This is a genomic window from Janthinobacterium tructae (genome assembly GCF_006517255.1).
In the GTDB taxonomy this organism is placed as follows: domain Bacteria; phylum Pseudomonadota; class Gammaproteobacteria; order Burkholderiales; family Burkholderiaceae_D; genus Janthinobacterium; species Janthinobacterium tructae.
Genome location: NZ_CP041185.1, coordinates 505,897 through 520,101 on the forward strand (window position 1 = coordinate 505,897; position 14,205 = coordinate 520,101).

The 14,205-nt window shown below is 59.2% G+C and carries 19 protein-coding genes and 1 pseudogene; 8 read left to right on the plus strand and 12 right to left on the minus strand.

All coding sequences use genetic code 11. The annotated features are described in order from the left end of the window. Nucleotides 1–37 precede the first annotated feature (37 nt). Nucleotides 38–886 carry a posphoenolpyruvate synthetase regulatory kinase/phosphorylase PpsR gene (ppsR, locus tag FJQ89_RS02250; RefSeq protein WP_071077743.1) on the minus strand — a complete coding sequence of 283 codons (849 nt, stop codon included), beginning with the start codon at nucleotides 884–886 and terminating at the stop codon, nucleotides 38–40. 152 nt (nucleotides 887–1,038) lie between these two features. On the opposite strand from ppsR, the gene ppsA reads away from it, so the two are divergent. The 5 genes from ppsA to FJQ89_RS02275 all read left to right on the plus strand — a co-directional run bounded on the left by ppsA (nucleotide 1,039) and on the right by FJQ89_RS02275 (nucleotide 6,599). Then, nucleotides 1,039–3,471 carry a phosphoenolpyruvate synthase gene (ppsA, locus tag FJQ89_RS02255; protein WP_071078407.1) on the plus strand — a complete coding sequence of 811 codons (2,433 nt, stop codon included), beginning with the start codon at nucleotides 1,039–1,041 and terminating at the stop codon, nucleotides 3,469–3,471. A gap of 164 nt (nucleotides 3,472–3,635) precedes the next feature. Then, a complete protein-coding gene (locus FJQ89_RS02260; protein WP_141168862.1) occupies nucleotides 3,636–4,133 on the plus strand; it encodes a Dps family protein in 498 nt (165 codons plus the stop codon). Nucleotides 4,134–4,310: 177 nt separating this feature from the next. After that, nucleotides 4,311–4,727: an NfeD family protein gene (locus FJQ89_RS02265; RefSeq protein WP_141172583.1), complete on the plus strand. Its 417-nt coding sequence runs from the start codon at nucleotides 4,311–4,313 to the stop codon at nucleotides 4,725–4,727. Between the two features lie 15 nt (nucleotides 4,728–4,742). Then, complete coding sequence (locus FJQ89_RS02270; RefSeq protein WP_141168863.1) at nucleotides 4,743–5,687, plus strand: SPFH domain-containing protein; 945 nt, start codon at nucleotides 4,743–4,745, stop codon at nucleotides 5,685–5,687. 603 nt (nucleotides 5,688–6,290) lie between these two features. Further along, the gene (locus FJQ89_RS02275; protein WP_071077739.1) at nucleotides 6,291–6,599 is read left to right on the plus strand and encodes an H-NS histone family protein; all 309 of its coding nucleotides are present in this window, start codon (nucleotides 6,291–6,293) and stop codon (nucleotides 6,597–6,599) included. A gap of 315 nt (nucleotides 6,600–6,914) precedes the next feature. Here the strand turns inward: FJQ89_RS02275 and smpB are convergent, their stop codons facing one another. Continuing rightward, a complete protein-coding gene (smpB, locus tag FJQ89_RS02280) occupies nucleotides 6,915–7,364 on the minus strand; it encodes an SsrA-binding protein SmpB (protein ID WP_034752217.1) in 450 nt (149 codons plus the stop codon). Nucleotides 7,365–7,457: 93 nt separating this feature from the next. Between smpB and FJQ89_RS02285 the strand changes: the two genes are divergently transcribed. Together FJQ89_RS02285 and FJQ89_RS02290 are read left to right on the plus strand one after the other, a co-directional pair. After that, the gene (locus tag FJQ89_RS02285) at nucleotides 7,458–7,889 is read left to right on the plus strand and encodes a type II toxin-antitoxin system RatA family toxin (protein ID WP_071077738.1); all 432 of its coding nucleotides are present in this window, start codon (nucleotides 7,458–7,460) and stop codon (nucleotides 7,887–7,889) included. Further along, nucleotides 7,882–8,178, plus strand: a complete 297-nt coding sequence (locus FJQ89_RS02290) for an RnfH family protein (protein ID WP_141168864.1) — start codon at nucleotides 7,882–7,884, stop codon at nucleotides 8,176–8,178. Before FJQ89_RS02285 ends, FJQ89_RS02290 begins: the two co-directional genes overlap by 8 nt. 187 nt (nucleotides 8,179–8,365) lie before the next feature. On the opposite strand, the gene FJQ89_RS02295 is transcribed toward FJQ89_RS02290, so the two are convergent. Genes FJQ89_RS02295 through FJQ89_RS02325 form a run of 8 tightly spaced genes read right to left on the minus strand, consistent with a single transcriptional unit; the run spans nucleotide 8,366 to nucleotide 12,280 of the window. Further along, nucleotides 8,366–9,475 (minus strand): Arm DNA-binding domain-containing protein, encoded by a 1,110-nt coding sequence (locus FJQ89_RS02295; protein ID WP_243136368.1) that lies wholly within the window; start codon nucleotides 9,473–9,475, stop codon nucleotides 8,366–8,368. Nucleotides 9,476–9,480: 5 nt separating this feature from the next. Continuing rightward, the gene (locus tag FJQ89_RS02300) at nucleotides 9,481–9,783 is read right to left on the minus strand and encodes a hypothetical protein (RefSeq protein ID WP_205704555.1); all 303 of its coding nucleotides are present in this window, start codon (nucleotides 9,781–9,783) and stop codon (nucleotides 9,481–9,483) included. Next, on the minus strand, nucleotides 9,780–10,319 hold the full coding sequence (locus tag FJQ89_RS02305; protein WP_141168866.1) for a hypothetical protein: 540 nt from the start codon (nucleotides 10,317–10,319) through the stop codon (nucleotides 9,780–9,782). Before FJQ89_RS02305 ends, FJQ89_RS02300 begins: the two co-directional genes overlap by 4 nt. Further along, nucleotides 10,316–10,558 (minus strand): hypothetical protein, encoded by a 243-nt coding sequence (locus tag FJQ89_RS02310; protein ID WP_141168867.1) that lies wholly within the window; start codon nucleotides 10,556–10,558, stop codon nucleotides 10,316–10,318. Before FJQ89_RS02310 ends, FJQ89_RS02305 begins: the two co-directional genes overlap by 4 nt. Continuing rightward, nucleotides 10,555–10,881, minus strand: coding sequence for a hypothetical protein (locus tag FJQ89_RS02315; RefSeq protein WP_141168868.1), 327 nt, complete (start codon nucleotides 10,879–10,881; stop codon nucleotides 10,555–10,557). Before FJQ89_RS02315 ends, FJQ89_RS02310 begins: the two co-directional genes overlap by 4 nt. A gap of 9 nt (nucleotides 10,882–10,890) precedes the next feature. Continuing rightward, nucleotides 10,891–11,013, minus strand: a complete 123-nt coding sequence (locus FJQ89_RS28540) for a hypothetical protein (protein WP_257224801.1) — start codon at nucleotides 11,011–11,013, stop codon at nucleotides 10,891–10,893. Next, complete coding sequence (locus FJQ89_RS02320; RefSeq protein WP_141168869.1) at nucleotides 11,010–11,648, minus strand: hypothetical protein; 639 nt, start codon at nucleotides 11,646–11,648, stop codon at nucleotides 11,010–11,012. The genes FJQ89_RS28540 and FJQ89_RS02320 overlap by 4 nt, the downstream gene beginning before the upstream one ends. After that, nucleotides 11,645–12,280 (minus strand): hypothetical protein, encoded by a 636-nt coding sequence (locus FJQ89_RS02325; protein WP_141168870.1) that lies wholly within the window; start codon nucleotides 12,278–12,280, stop codon nucleotides 11,645–11,647. The genes FJQ89_RS02320 and FJQ89_RS02325 overlap by 4 nt, the downstream gene beginning before the upstream one ends. A gap of 32 nt (nucleotides 12,281–12,312) precedes the next feature. Between FJQ89_RS02325 and FJQ89_RS02330 the strand changes: the two genes are divergently transcribed. Next, entirely contained in the window at nucleotides 12,313–12,630 is a 318-nt protein-coding gene (locus tag FJQ89_RS02330) for a hypothetical protein (RefSeq protein ID WP_141168871.1), read from the plus strand. A gap of 46 nt (nucleotides 12,631–12,676) precedes the next feature. On the opposite strand, the gene FJQ89_RS28640 is transcribed toward FJQ89_RS02330, so the two are convergent. Then, nucleotides 12,677–13,150 carry a DNA translocase FtsK gene (locus FJQ89_RS28640; RefSeq protein WP_341474486.1) on the minus strand — a complete coding sequence of 158 codons (474 nt, stop codon included), beginning with the start codon at nucleotides 13,148–13,150 and terminating at the stop codon, nucleotides 12,677–12,679. 168 nt (nucleotides 13,151–13,318) lie between these two features. Continuing rightward, nucleotides 13,319–14,203: pseudogene (locus FJQ89_RS28280) on the minus strand (recombination-associated protein RdgC); the annotation flags it as partial. Nucleotides 14,204–14,205 lie beyond the last annotated feature (2 nt).

Here is a 14,205-nt window from a genome sequence, read left to right on the forward strand (position 1 = left end):
CGCCTATACCGACGCGCAGCAGGTTTGGTCGGGCGTTCTAGTAATCGCGACGGTTCGGCTTGATCTCTTGCAGGATCGTGGTGGAGATCTCTTCGATCGACTTGGTGGTCGAGGAGAGCCAGCGGATGCCTTCGCGTTTCATCATTTTTTCCGCCTCGTTGACCTCGTAACGGCAATTTTCAATGGCCGCATACTTGCTTCCAGCGCGTCTTTCGTTGCGTATTTCCGACAAACGTTCGGGCGTAATGCTTAATCCGAAAATTTTATTCTTAAATTCCAGCAGGGCGGAAGGCAGCTTGTCGCGCTCGAAATCGTCGGGAATCAGCGGATAATTGGCCGCCTTGATACCGTATTGCATGGCCAGATACAGGCTGGTCGGGGTCTTGCCAGAGCGCGAAACACCCACCAGAATGACATCGGCCGAGGACAGGTTCTTGTGCGACTGGCCATCGTCGTGCGCCAGCGAATAGTTGATCGCCTCGATGCGATTTTTGTATTCTTCGCTGTCGACGATATTGTGCGAGCGCCCGATGGTGTGGGTCGACATCACGCCCAGTTCCTGCTCCAGCGGGGCGACAAAGGTCTGGATCAGGTCCATGTGCATGCCGCTGGACTTGCGGATCACGGCCGACAGGTCGTTCTTCACCAGGGTGGAGAAAATGATCGGGCGCTGGCCATCGGTGACGAAGGCTTCGTTGATCTTGCGCGCCGCCTCGTAGGCCTTGTCCATGGTATCGATGAAGGGCAGGCGGATCTGGCGGAAACGCAGATCGAACTGCGTCAGCACCGAGTGGCCGAAGGTCTCGGCGGTGATGCCGGTGCCGTCGGAAACGAAGAAGACGGTGCGCGCCGCGGAGGGCAGGGGGGGGCGTGGATCTTGTGTCATGGGTTTTCTGATCAAGATTGTGCGTCGTCAATTTGCGCCGCACAAGGTAAAATGGCTGCAACGGTATGATTGTGCTGCACGACGCCAAGAATAACAAGAAGACTGTCCGTGCACCGCGCGTAAAGATTTCTATCATCAGTAAGGGTGTCATTATGACCAACGCAGTATCGCAACAGCAGGAAGACAAGGACGCGGTGTATGTTGCCTCGTTCGAGCATTTGCGCATGACGGATGTCGAATCCGTCGGCGGCAAGAACGCCTCACTGGGCGAAATGATCAGCCAGCTGGCGGAAGCCGGCGTGCGCGTGCCCGGTGGCTTTGCCACCACGGCGCAGGCATTCCGCGATTTCCTGTCGTATAGCGCCAACGGCGGCTTGCCGCTGGCCGAACGCATCGCCCAGCGCCTCGAAGGGCTGAACATCGATGACGTGCGCTCGCTGGCGCAAGCCGGCGCCGAGATCCGTCAATGGATCGTGGAAACGCCATTCCAGCCACGCCTGGCCGCCGAAATCGACCAGTTCTACGCCAAGCTGGTGGCCGATTCCGACACGGAAATGTCGTTTGCCGTGCGTTCCTCGGCCACGGCGGAAGATTTGCCGGATGCGTCTTTTGCTGGTCAGCAAGAAACCTTCCTGAACGTGGTCGGCATCGACAACGTGCTCGACGCCATGAAACAGGTGTTCGCGTCGCTGTACAACGACCGTGCCATCTCGTACCGCGTGCACAAGGGCTTTACGCACGCGGAAGTAGCCTTGTCGGCCGGCGTGCAGCGCATGGTGCGTTCCGACCTGGGCGCGGCTGGCGTGATGTTCACCATCGACACGGAATCGGGCTTCAAGGACGTGGTCTTCGTCACCTCCAGCTATGGCCTGGGCGAGACCGTGGTGCAGGGCGCCGTCAATCCCGACGAATTCTATGTGCACAAACCGATGCTGGAAAAAGGCAAGTCGCCTGTGATCCGCCGCAATATCGGCTCGAAACTGCTGAAAATGGAATTTACGAACGAAGCGAAAGCTGGCCGTTCCGTGAAAACCGTCGACGTGCCCGTCGAAATGCGCAACCGCTACTCGCTGAACGACAGCGAAGTGGTGGAACTGGCAAAGTACGCCGTCATCATCGAGAACCACTACGGCCGTCCGATGGACATCGAGTGGGGCAAGGATGGCCGCGACGGCAAGCTGTACATCCTGCAAGCGCGTCCTGAAACCGTCAAGTCGCAGCAAAAGGCGACCGATGTGCAGGAACGCTTCAAGCTGAAAAGCACGGGCACCGTGCTGACCTCGGGCCGCGCCATCGGCCAGAAGATCGGCGCCGGCCCTGTGCGCGTGATTCACGACCCGGCCGATATGGAACGCGTGCAGCCAGGCGACGTGCTCGTTGCCGACATGACGGACCCGAACTGGGAACCGGTCATGAAGCGTGCATCGGCCATCGTCACCAACCGTGGTGGCCGTACTTGCCACGCGGCAATTATTGCGCGTGAACTCGGCGTGCCTGCCGTCGTCGGCTGCGGTAACGCCACCGATGTGCTGAAAGACGGTACCTTCGTCACCGTGGTGTGCTCCGAAGGCGATGAGGGCAAGATCTACGATGGCTTGCTGGAAACGGAAGTGTCGGAAGTGTCGCGCGGCGAATTGCCGAAGCTCGATACCAAGATCATGCTCAACGTGGGCAATCCGCAACTGGCGTTCGACTTCCAGTCCGTGCCGAATGCCGGCGTGGGCCTGGCCCGCCTGGAATTCATCATCAATAACAATATTGGTGTGCACCCGCGCGCGATCCTGGAATACCCGAACATCGACGCCGACCTGAAAAAGGCCGTGGAATCGGTGGCGCGTGGCCACGCTTCGCCAAAAGCGTTCTATATCGACAAGCTGGCCGAAGGCATCGCCACCATCGCCGCCGCGTTCTGGCCGAAAAAAGTCATCGTTCGCCTGTCCGACTTCAAGTCGAACGAGTACAAGAAGCTGATCGGCGGTTCGCGCTACGAGCCGGACGAGGAAAACCCGATGCTGGGCTTCCGCGGCGCGGCGCGCTACCTGTCGGCCGACTTCTCCGAAGCGTTCAACATGGAATGCGAAGCGATGAAGCGCGTGCGCAATGACATGGGCCTGACGAACGTGGAAATCATGGTGCCGTTCGTGCGCACCCTGGGCCAGGCCGAGAAAGTCATCGACCTGCTGGCGAAAAATGGCTTGAAGCGCGGCGAGAACGACTTGCGCGTCATCATGATGTGCGAAGTGCCATCGAACGCCATTCTGGCCGACCAGTTCCTCGACCATTTCGACGGCTTCTCGATCGGTTCGAACGACCTGACCCAGCTGACCCTGGGCCTGGACCGCGATTCCGGCATGGAATTGCTGGCCGCCGACTTCGACGAACGCGATCCAGCCGTCAAAGCACTGCTGTCGCTGGCCATCAAGGCTTGCCTGGCGCGCGGCAAGTACATCGGCATCTGCGGCCAGGGTCCTTCGGATCACCCTGACTTCGCCGTCTGGCTGATGGAGCAGGGCATCGAATCGATGTCCCTGAATCCGGACTCGGTGATCGACACCTGGCAAAAGCTCGCTGCGCTGAAAGCGTAAGCGTCTTTCCGGCCCTCTGAAAACCCGCTGCCTCACCCGGCAGCGGGTTTTTTTATGCCTTGCTCATTCACATCAAGCCCATGGCGGGCGGCGCACGCGCCTGAATGATGAGGTGGCGCAAGATCAGCTAAAATGATTCCACCAACACATTGACGGGAGTTCATATGGCAAGCAAGAAACCGAGCAAAGCAGCAAAGATCGACATCGGTATTTCCGAGGCGGACCGCGCGAAGATCGCGGAAGGCCTGTCCGGCCTGCTGGCCGACAGCTATACCCTGTACCTGATGACGCACAATTTCCACTGGAACGTCAAAGGACCGATGTTCAATACGCTGCACCAGATGTTCATGACGCAATACACGGAGCAGTGGGGCGCGCTGGACCTGATCGCCGAGCGCATCCGCGCCCTCGGCTATCCGGCGCCGGGTACCTACAAGGAATTCGTCAAGCTGGCCTCGATCAAGGAAATCGACGGCGTGCCGCCGGCGCTGGACATGGTCAGCCACCTGGTGGCGGCACAAGAAGCGACCGCGCGCACGGCGCGCCGCTTGTTCCCGCTGCTGGAAAAAGCCAATGACCAGCCGACGGCCGACCTGATCACGCAGCGCCTCGATTTGCATGAAAAGACGGCGTGGATGCTGCGCAGCCTGCTCGAGGAGTAAAGGCCGGGCCGGCGGCGCTAATTCGCCCCCGGCTATTGACGCCATCAGGAATTGCGTTAGACTGTTTGCATATAGGTGTTTGGCAAGAAGAATATCAGGCAGTACTGCGCATTAAACCCCGTCGCTTATATAGGCCGCGGGGTTTTTTATTTTTGGAATCGCAAGGGTGGAGGCATCATGGCTGAATGGGTAGGCTGGTTTGTAGCGGCTGGCGCGGTATTGATCCTGGAACTGTTTACGGGCACGTTTTATTTGCTGATGATCGCCATCGGTATCGCTGCCGGAGGACTGGTGGCGCTGGCGGGCGGCAATGGCAGCTGGCAGGCCGCGACAGCCGCCATCGTCGGCGTGGCGGCCACGCTGTTATTGCGGCGCAGCCGTTTTGGCAGGGCGGCGCGGCGCGATGCAGCACAGGATCCGAATGTGAACCTGGATATCGGCCAAAGCGTGGCGGTCGCGCATTGGGTTGATGGCGCGGCGCGCGTCATGTATCGCGGCGCCTTGTGGGATGTGGAACTGATTGCCGGCAGCGATACGCAGGCCGGTCATTACACCATACGTGCCGTGCGTGGCAGTCGTTTGATTGTTGGATAACCTGGAGAGTAGATTATGGAAGTAAGCATCGGAAGCATGTCGCTGATCTTGTTATTGCTGGCATTGGTATTTGTCTTCAAGACGGTCAATGTGGTGCCGCAGCAGCATGCCTGGGTGGTGGAACGCCTGGGCAAGTTCCACGCGGTATTGGGTCCTGGCCTCAATATCGTTGTGCCTTTCGTCGACCGCATCGCTTACAAGCACGTGCTCAAGGAAATTCCACTCGACGTGCCGCCGCAGGTATGCATTACGCGTGACAATACGCAATTGCAGGTCGATGGCATTCTGTATTTTCAGATTACCGATGCCATGCGTGCTTCGTATGGCTCGTCGAATTATATTGCCGCCATTACGCAGTTGGCGCAAACGACCTTGCGTTCGGTGATCGGTAAAATGGAACTCGACAAGACATTTGAAGAGCGCGACCATATTAATACTGCCATCGTGAATGCCATCGATGAATCGGCGGCGAATTGGGGTGTCAAGGTATTGCGTTATGAAATCAAGGATTTGACGCCGCCCAAGGAGATTCTGCATGCGATGCAGGCGCAAATTACGGCCGAGCGCGAAAAGCGTGCACTGATTGCCGCTTCGGAAGGACGCAAGCAAGAGCAGATCAATATTGCCAGCGGTGAGCGCGAAGCGAACATTGCCCGCTCGGAAGGCGAAAAGCAGGCATCGATCAACCGCGCCGAAGGCCAGGCTACTGCCATCGTCGCGCTGGCGCAAGCCAGTGCCGAGGCGCTGCGCCAGGTGGGCGCCGCCATCCGCGAGCCGGGCGGTGAAGATGCCGTCAATCTGAAAGTGGCCGAACAGTATGTGGGCGCGTTCGCGCAATTGGCGAAAACGAATAACTCGATTATCGTGCCGGCCAATCTGGGCGATATGAGTGGTTTGATCGCCACGGCGATGCAGGTGGTGAAAACGCAGAAGCCGAAAAGCAGCGTGACTATGCCCTGATTACCGTGCTGGCTGGGTGAATAGCAAGCTCGTAGCAATGTTTTGTCAATACTGCCCGCTGTATAGCGGGCAGTTTGCATTTGCGGGCCTGGAATAGCTGGCGGCGCCAGGGCTGGAGTATCGGCGACTGAATGAATGGCGTTGAAAATATTTTCTTCATGCTATGCTATGCGCACTTTCAGGATTATGTGCTGTCGTGCGGCGCTTATTTCTTTGATTGACGTAACATCTGCCGCGCAGGATCGCGGGTAGCGTTTGCAGGCGATGTGCAATTGGCGATAGTATTGAAGCCATGTATATTTTCAATTGCCATTTATAGTTGTTATAAATTGCAATGAAACAGAAAGTACTGCAAAATAAATATAGCCGGTGGTGCTGGATTGAATCGTCGCCGCACAAAGCAGGGGATCGCGCAGGCGGTCCATGGCCGATGTGCGCTCCCATGATTGAAGGCTTGCATCGTTTGACAGCCCGGAAAACGGAGTTTTTGGTAAAAGAATTGTAAAAAACAATCAAATCTTCAGAAAAATCACCTCAGCCGCGTTACAATTGGATAGAATTTAACTGTCCAGTTATATTTTTCAACTCACTCAAGGAAATACCATGGATCTGTCGAACTTATCCCTGTCCGAACTGCGCACCTTGCAGGACGACATCAAGAAGCAAATGAAGAAACGCGAACAGGATGATCTGTCCAAAGCACGCGAGCAAATCCTGGCGATTGCCCAGAGCGTCGGTGTTTCCGTAAAAGATCTGGTTGGTACAGGGATTCGCGCTAAAACGGGGACGGTCGCTGTGCGCTATCGCAATCCGGATGATGCGACGCAGCAATGGACTGGCCGTGGCCGTCAACCGAAATGGGTCAAAGAGTGGACCGATTCTGGCAAGTCGCGCGATCTGCTGAAGGTGTAATACTGAAGGTTTAAAAAACCGTTCATTCGGATGCTTGTCCTGTGAAGTGGTACAGGTGTAGTACAAGGCAGCATGCAAGCATCCGGAACTTTCCTGATTTATCGTCTTTGGCCAGACAGGCAAAGCTGATTCACATCGTTTATCTCCACGGTATTTTCACCAATACCCGTCTTATTCCCGCCGTATCTCTTCCTTTCCCTGTTTTTATCCCGTTGCGCTGTGCTTTTCCGCTTGCCGCAGGCACCGGCAAAAATAAAACCCGGCATATAGCCGGGCTTGTTGATATGCTCGCAGCACGCTGCGCTTCATGGCGGATCAACGGCGGTGTGACTTCATTGCCGCCTGCACTTCGCGCGCGCCATCGCGGTCGCGCTCGGCTGCCCGCTTGTCGTGCTGTTTCTTGCCCTTGGCCAGGCCGATTTCGCATTTCACGCGGCCGCCCTTGTAGTGCAGGTTGAGCGGCACCAGCGTGTAGCCGGAGCGTTCCACCTTGCCGATCAGTTTATCCATTTCCGTGCGGTGCAGCAGCAGCTTGCGCGTGCGTACGGCTTCCGGATGGATATGGGTGGAGGCGGTCGGCAGGGCGCTGATATGCGCGCCGAACAGGAAGAGTTCATCGCCGCGGACGACGACGTAGGCTTCCTTGATTTGTACGCGGGCGTCGCGGATGGCTTTGACTTCCCAGCCTTCCAGCACGATGCCCGCTTCGTAGCGATCCTCGATAAAGTAGTCGTGGAAGGCTTTTCTGTTGTCTGCTATGGTCATGAGATGGTAAATGTGCGCGGGTCGGTTAAACTACTGTCTCGCGCAAGCGCGATCAAATCAAATGTATCCAACATCATAGCAAATGGTTCTTCAATGGCAGTAGTACATAAATCAGTTTTTCTCGGTTATAGCGCCGAACAAATGTTCGCGCTGGTGGCGGCGGTGGAGGATTATCCCAAATTCCTGCCCTGGTGCGGTGCGGTCGAGGTTCGCGAGCGGGGCGAGAACACGGTTGTCGCCAGCGTGGGCATACATTACCACGGCGTGCGCCAAAGCTTCACCACGTCCAACGAGAACGTGCCGCCGACCTCCATCAAGATGAAGCTGGTGGACGGTCCTTTCAAGACCCTCGATGGCGTGTGGACCTTCAAGGCCCTGCGTGAAGATGCCTGCAAAATCGAACTGGACCTGCACTACGAGTTTTCCAGCCGCGTGCTCGAACAGATCATCGGCCCCGTCTTCGGCATGATCGCCAACAGCATGGTCGACTCCTTCTGCAAGCGCGCGGAGACCGTGTATGGCTGAAGCGGGCATCACGGTGCAGGTTTGCTACGCGCTGCCGGACAGCACCTTTCTGCGCTCCGTGTGCGTACCTGCAGGCACCACCATCGAGCAGGCGGTGGCGCAGAGCGGCTTGCTGCAGGCTATCCCCGGCATCGACCTGGCCGTGAACATGGTCGGCATCTATGGCAAGCGCAAGCCGCTCGATAGCGTATTGCACGAGCATGACCGGGTTGAAGTGTACCGTCCCTTGCAGGCCGACCCGAAAGAGGCGCGCCGACGCCGTGCCAGTGGCAAGTCAGCGAAGGATTGAGCGGGCAGGGCGGCGGCGTGCGCGCCGTCCGGCGAGCGCGATTTTTTGCTATTTTCAAATATCTTTTCTATGCTGCAAGGACGGAGGGTGCTTTTTTCTGTATAAGTTGCTTTTGTCCGTCGCAAGCAAGAATCCATGCGGGTTCCAGCCATTTCGCAATACGCATGGGCGAAACGTGGGCGAAAATCTAGGCAGCCCCTGCCTTTAGCCCATCAGTCATTTTGCAATACTGATCAGGCAACACGCCGCCTTCCTGCTCAACCCAGCGACCGTAAGTTCTTGTGATCATCGTCGTATCGGTATGCCCCATTTGCTTTGCCACGTACATTGCATTGGTGCCCGTCGATAGCAGCGTCGACGCGAATGTGTGCCTCGTTTGATACGGATTTCGGTAGCGGACCTGGGCCTTCTTGATCATTGCCGCCCAGAAGAGGCTCAGGCGCTGTGTGTTGTCCCAGCCTTGGCCTGTGGCCGGATCAAGGAACACAAGGCCACCAGCAAGGAAGCTATGTTGTTTCTGTGCAACCAGCGCCGCGACAGCGCCGCGCCGCAGGTCGACCAAGCGGCGCCCGGCGCGCGTCTTTAGTTCCTCGCGCGATTCACCCATCACGCGCGAACGCTCCACCTTCGCCTTGAATCCGGCCCAATCGATCGATTCCCAGCGCAGCGCGATGTATTCACTTGGGCGCATGCCCGTGTAGAAGGCAAACTGAAAGACATTGCGGGCCTGGCCCTGGGCGGCATCGAGAATGGCCGCAATCTCCTGCGCGGAAAAAGGATCCACTTCGTATTCAGCCTTGTAGGCGTCGCGGTCCAGCGTTTTTTGCAATTTCACCCGGTCGAGCGGGTTGGAATCAATCAGGTCGTCGTTTATCGCAAGCTCCAGCGCGCCGCGCAGCGGGATGAGAATTTGTCTGACGGAGGTGGCCTTCAGCGAAAGATCGACAATCCATGTGCGCAGCGCGGCGGGCGTAAGCTCAGTGAGCAGCGTGTCGCCCCATTGTTCCAGTAGTATTTTGTTGAGCACCCGTTTGTAGCTCTTCAACGTGCTGGGCGCGAGGATCCGCTCATAGATTTCGAACTGCTGTTTAAGCAGGTCGCCAACGGTTACATCCTTGCCCCGAGGTTGCAAGCCGAACTTCTTCAGTTGCGTCGATTCGGGGAAGTACTTGGCATAGCTAAAATTGCCCAGCGCAATTGCGTTCAGGATCTCGCCGCGCAGCCGCTCGGCGTATTTGATGTTTGCCTTGCTGTGCGCGAGCTTCAGCGTTTCCCTGCACTCAGTGCCCCGGTACATGAATTTTATGCGGATCGATTCGCTTTGGACGCCCGACCGGAGTTCGACGCCTGGCGGACTGGACTTGTTTGTTCCCATTTTGCTACCCATTCTTCTACTGCCGGCAAGTTGATCCACAGCCGACCATCCACAATTTTGCATTGATTGCCGTCGAGCCACTTGCCAGCCTTGCGGCGGGCCTGCACGGAATCGACGGAATCACCTGATATTTCGACGTAACGCTCAAGCTTTACCCAAGTAAGGGGCTGGTGCGCACGCTCGATTGCGGCAACCATCCTGGCCACCACGTCGTGCTCGTTCATGTTCATGGTGCGCTCCCGGCCGCCCTGCGGGCAGCGATAGCAGCCAAGCCAACAATTCGCGTTGGCGTCTTTATGTAGCCGCTGTTCATTTCCACGTTTTCCAGGTTCTCGTGGCTGTAGACGACGCGGCCATTCAGATCTAACGCGGCGTAAAGGACTGCATGCGGGTTTGCGTCGCACTGAATCGCTGGGGCGACCGGTGCCGCGGCGAGCATGGCGCGGAACACAGCATTACCGGTCCAGATTTTATTGAGTGCCATGGTGTCAATCCGTACCGCCTGCGCGCCAGCGGCTTGCATCGCGTCATTTGGCTCGGCCGGCACCGGCCTCCAACCATCCGGCACGGCGGCGGGCTGCTCCGACGGGGCAGCCATGCACGGAACGGCCAGGCCATCGCTGGTATAGCCGCGCTCTACGCAGGCCTGGCGCACGCTGGCCAGCAGTGGCGAGCCTTGGCTGCAGGGGGAGGGGTAGTGCTTGTTTTCGGCAGCGCGCGCCGCGGCGGCGGCAATGCTGCGGACAATGTCTAAGAGGTCGATCATTCTGCTTGCTCCACAAAGGTTACATCGCTGGGCTGGCGCGGTGTCGCGTCGCCCATCAGGTAAATCACGGACGACACGCCGCCGCCCAGCACCTGGGCGCCCATGGCGCGCAGATGGTGCTGTTTGCCGTCGAATAGCACGGGCTGGCAGGTGTGGATCGCGCGCAGCACGGCGCGGTCCAGCTTGTAGGCGGCCTCCGCCGGGGTTTCCGGCTGCGGCGCCGGGCTACGGCTATTCACGTCGCCGCCGGCGCTGGGCGGACGAAGTACGCCACGGGACCATCGTCCTCGGTGTCGAAGATGGCCAGCAGGAACCAGTCTGCGCCGGCTGGCGTGGTGGGCTGCCACTCCTTCAGTGCGTCGGTATCGTCGTCCATGTAGCGCCCGCAAAGCGGTGCGGCATCGATCTCCATCCAGACGCGGGTGACTTCGACGCCGCATTCCGCCAACCAGGCGCTGAAAGCTACGGCGCTGTCATCGTCCGGCGAATTGGCCAGGGCGGGGTGGAAGTAGCTGCCATCCTCACGGCGATCGACTTGCACGGCTTCGATAATTGTTTTCATATTTGCCTTTCAGGTTGTCGCGGCCAAGACGCCCGCCAGGGTCGCCGCCACGTAAATCAGGATCAGGGCTGCCGCCACGCGCGCGGCTCCGGGGCTGCGCTCGCTGTTCGGCACTTCGTCGTTGTCAGTCATGCTGCCTCCGTGGTTGGCGCCTGAATGCCGCGCCAGGTGTAATACGCAGGCAGGTCGACCACCGTTACCCGCATGCGATCTTCGCCAAACGTGAACGTTGCGCTGTGCTGCGCACCAGGGAACTTGAAATAGAGCAGCGCCTGCGCGTGGCCCAGCCTGTCCGGCCCCTGCAACGGCGCGCGGCTGACCCATACGCTTTCGATCAAGCAGTCTGGATATGTGGCCGAAAAGAACTCGATCAGGGCAACTTCGGCAGCCTTGCGGGTGCGCCGCTCGACAAACTCCCCCATTACGCAGCTTTGGCTGCAGTAGACGGCATCGCCATCGGTGACAACTTGCAGGTGCTCGTGCTCTTCACCTTCATCCTCGGCTTCTTGCAGCATGGTTTCGTTGACGCGCCGGCTGCAGTGGTGGCACTCGAACCACCAGCCATGTTCAATTAGCACGGTCTTCGGTACCGGCCCGGGCGCGTACTGATCGAACTGCGGGCGGCGGTTGCAGGATTCGACTTCGTTGAAGGAGCAGTTCAGTTCATTTCCACCCTCGCGCCGCGCGGTGGCGCTGTTGCTTGCGAAGGCGATGACGCAATGACCCTCGCCGGGCTCGCGCACTTCATAGGCAAGCAGGCGCTTCATGGCGTCACCCGCTTAAAGGTAATGGCCCAGCACCACGGATTTGCATCCCAGTCGCCGCCGGTCGATTCCCACAGCTCGCGCCAGGTCGAGCGCTCGGTTGCGCGACCGCTGGCGCCAGATCCTTTGCACACGATGTCATAGCGATCCTGCGACTCCGCCAGCGCTTCCATATCAATGCCCTCGGCAACAATGTCGGCATCGCTGATATCCTGCAGGCGCTCGACGCGCACAGACACGATTTCCAATTGGATCCGGCTGGCCCAGCGCGGCATGTGGATGCTTGGTCGCCAGCGTTCAACGTCGTATTCGCATTCTCGATCTGCTCGATAAACGGCGCGGCGCACCGTCTCCGGAAAGTCCGGGTGTGGCGCCCATGTTTCGCGTACCCACAGCCGGTCGCCATGCCCGCCATGTGGGCATGCATCGCCGGCCATGCCGTGGGCGCCAGGCGCACGCGTATTCGCAACGCTCACCATCGATTGGAACACGTTGCAAGGCCAATGGTGGTCGCCTGGACGATGCGGGACAGGCTGCGGCTGCGGCTTCATCACGCGCCGCGTCTGCGTCTTGCTGCCGTCGAGCACGGCGCGCACCATGGCTCCGTTCATGAGGATAGGGCGTTCTTTGGTCATGCTACTATTGCCTTTCAATTAATGGAGGTGGAATGCTGTCCAATTATTATTTTGATATTGCAAAGTTCGGGAAATGCATGGCTGTAGCGGAGCCAAAAAGCGCTCATTTCGGCATAAATATTTGGCACGGCCCCGATGATCGCCGTAGCAAGATCACCTACGAAATCACGGTCACAGGCGGCCCCGCGCAGAATCAGATCCCATTCGATGCCGCACTTGAAGATGCGGTCCGAATTGCCGTAGGTCATTTCGAACAAAGCAGCGGCTCCAATCACGCCGACTTCCGATTCCAATGCAGCCCCGTCACCCATCGATGGCAGGGTATTTTTGCGCGCCCGCTCGGCGGGTAGTTCAGGCGTGTAGCAGGCTACTTGCTGGCATTGAGATTGGCGGCGCTCATGTTGCTACTACCTGCTCCAGCACCTCGCGGTGGCCGTTCGGCTCCATCGCCCCGACAACTCCCAGTTGTTCCAGCGTTTCGATCAGCCGGGCTGCACGGTTGTAGCCGATGCGCAGGTGGCGCTGCACCAGCGATATCGATGCTCGCTGCTGCGTGCGCACGACTTCGACGGCTTGGTCGTACAGCGGATCGGTCGTGCTGCCGTCACCGGGAGGTACGGCGTCGGCGGCCCTGGGCTCCAGGTCGTGCATCGTGAGGCCTCGCTGTGCGAGTTGGCCGGCGATATGATCATTCAGCGACAGCACCTGGCGCTGTTCGCGCACGGGCTCATGGCCTTTGGCTGGCCGTGGGCTAGGTTCCATGATCTCAACGGCGGCTACCAGCAGCAGGTCGGCGGATTGCGAGCCGCCAGGCAGCTCCTTGGCCAGCGTCAGCGCCGATTTAATCGCGCCCTCGGCGGTTTCCGCCATGTGCTCGCGCACGCGGGCAACGGCCGGCTGCACGGTGCTGTCATACAGCTCGTTGAGCACATCGCGGTAACGGGTGCGAAGCTTGTACAGATCGGCAGTCAAGTTCACGGCGCGCTCGATCTTCTGCTGGCCGGCAGCAGCTGGGCCCGGCGCCTGCGTCTCCACGTCGGCCTCGCCACCCAGCGCCTCCACCAATTCGGCCAGCAGCTTCGCCAGTTCGCCCGACATCAAGGCGAAATCGCTGTCGAACCGCTCGTCGTCGTTACGTGTGGCGCTTTCCTTGATGATCTCCAGCGGCTTGACGGACTTGATGGCCAGCGACTCGTCCAGCACGAAGCTGATCTTGTCGCTCCACGTCATGGCCAGGCGTGTGCACTGCTTGCCGGCGGCGATGTGGCGGCGGATATCGTCCGCTTCCAGCGTATGGCGCTTGTACGCCACCTGGGCCTTGCTTTCGCCCGTGGCGCGCATGATCGCGTCCTGGTCGACCGTGAAGCCGGCCGGGGATTCGTCGGCCTGCAGCCATTCCGTCATCGCGCCCACTGGCGAGCGCTGCACGCGCAGGCTTTCCAGCGGCAGCTTGTCGACGGATTTCAGCAGCAGCTTGATTACCTCGTCGGCCTTGGCCGGGCTGGCCGCGTCCACCACCAGCCAGCCGTTGACCGGATCGATCCACACGGCCGTGGTGCTGAGGATGGCGAACGCGCGCGGCAGCAGCTCGTCTGTGACGCGCTCCTTCAGTTCTTTCATGGCTTTCTTGCCGGGCGCGAAGCCCTGGGTTTCTTCCATTTCCAGCGCGCGGGCGGCGGCTACCTGGTTGACCACGGTCGACGGCAGCAGTTTCTTCTCGGTTTTCAGCTGCAGCAGGAACTGGCCGCCGACGGCGTGCACCAGCGGCGCGCCGGCGCCGCGAGGTGCGGCCCAGCCCTGGCGTACCAGGTCCATGCTGGTCGCCGGCGTGAACTGTTGCGGCGCCAGCGCCTGCTCGAGCACTGCGGCCGTCATGGCCCAAGCGGCGGGCAAACGGTAAATCTGCAAATTCTTGAAAAACATGG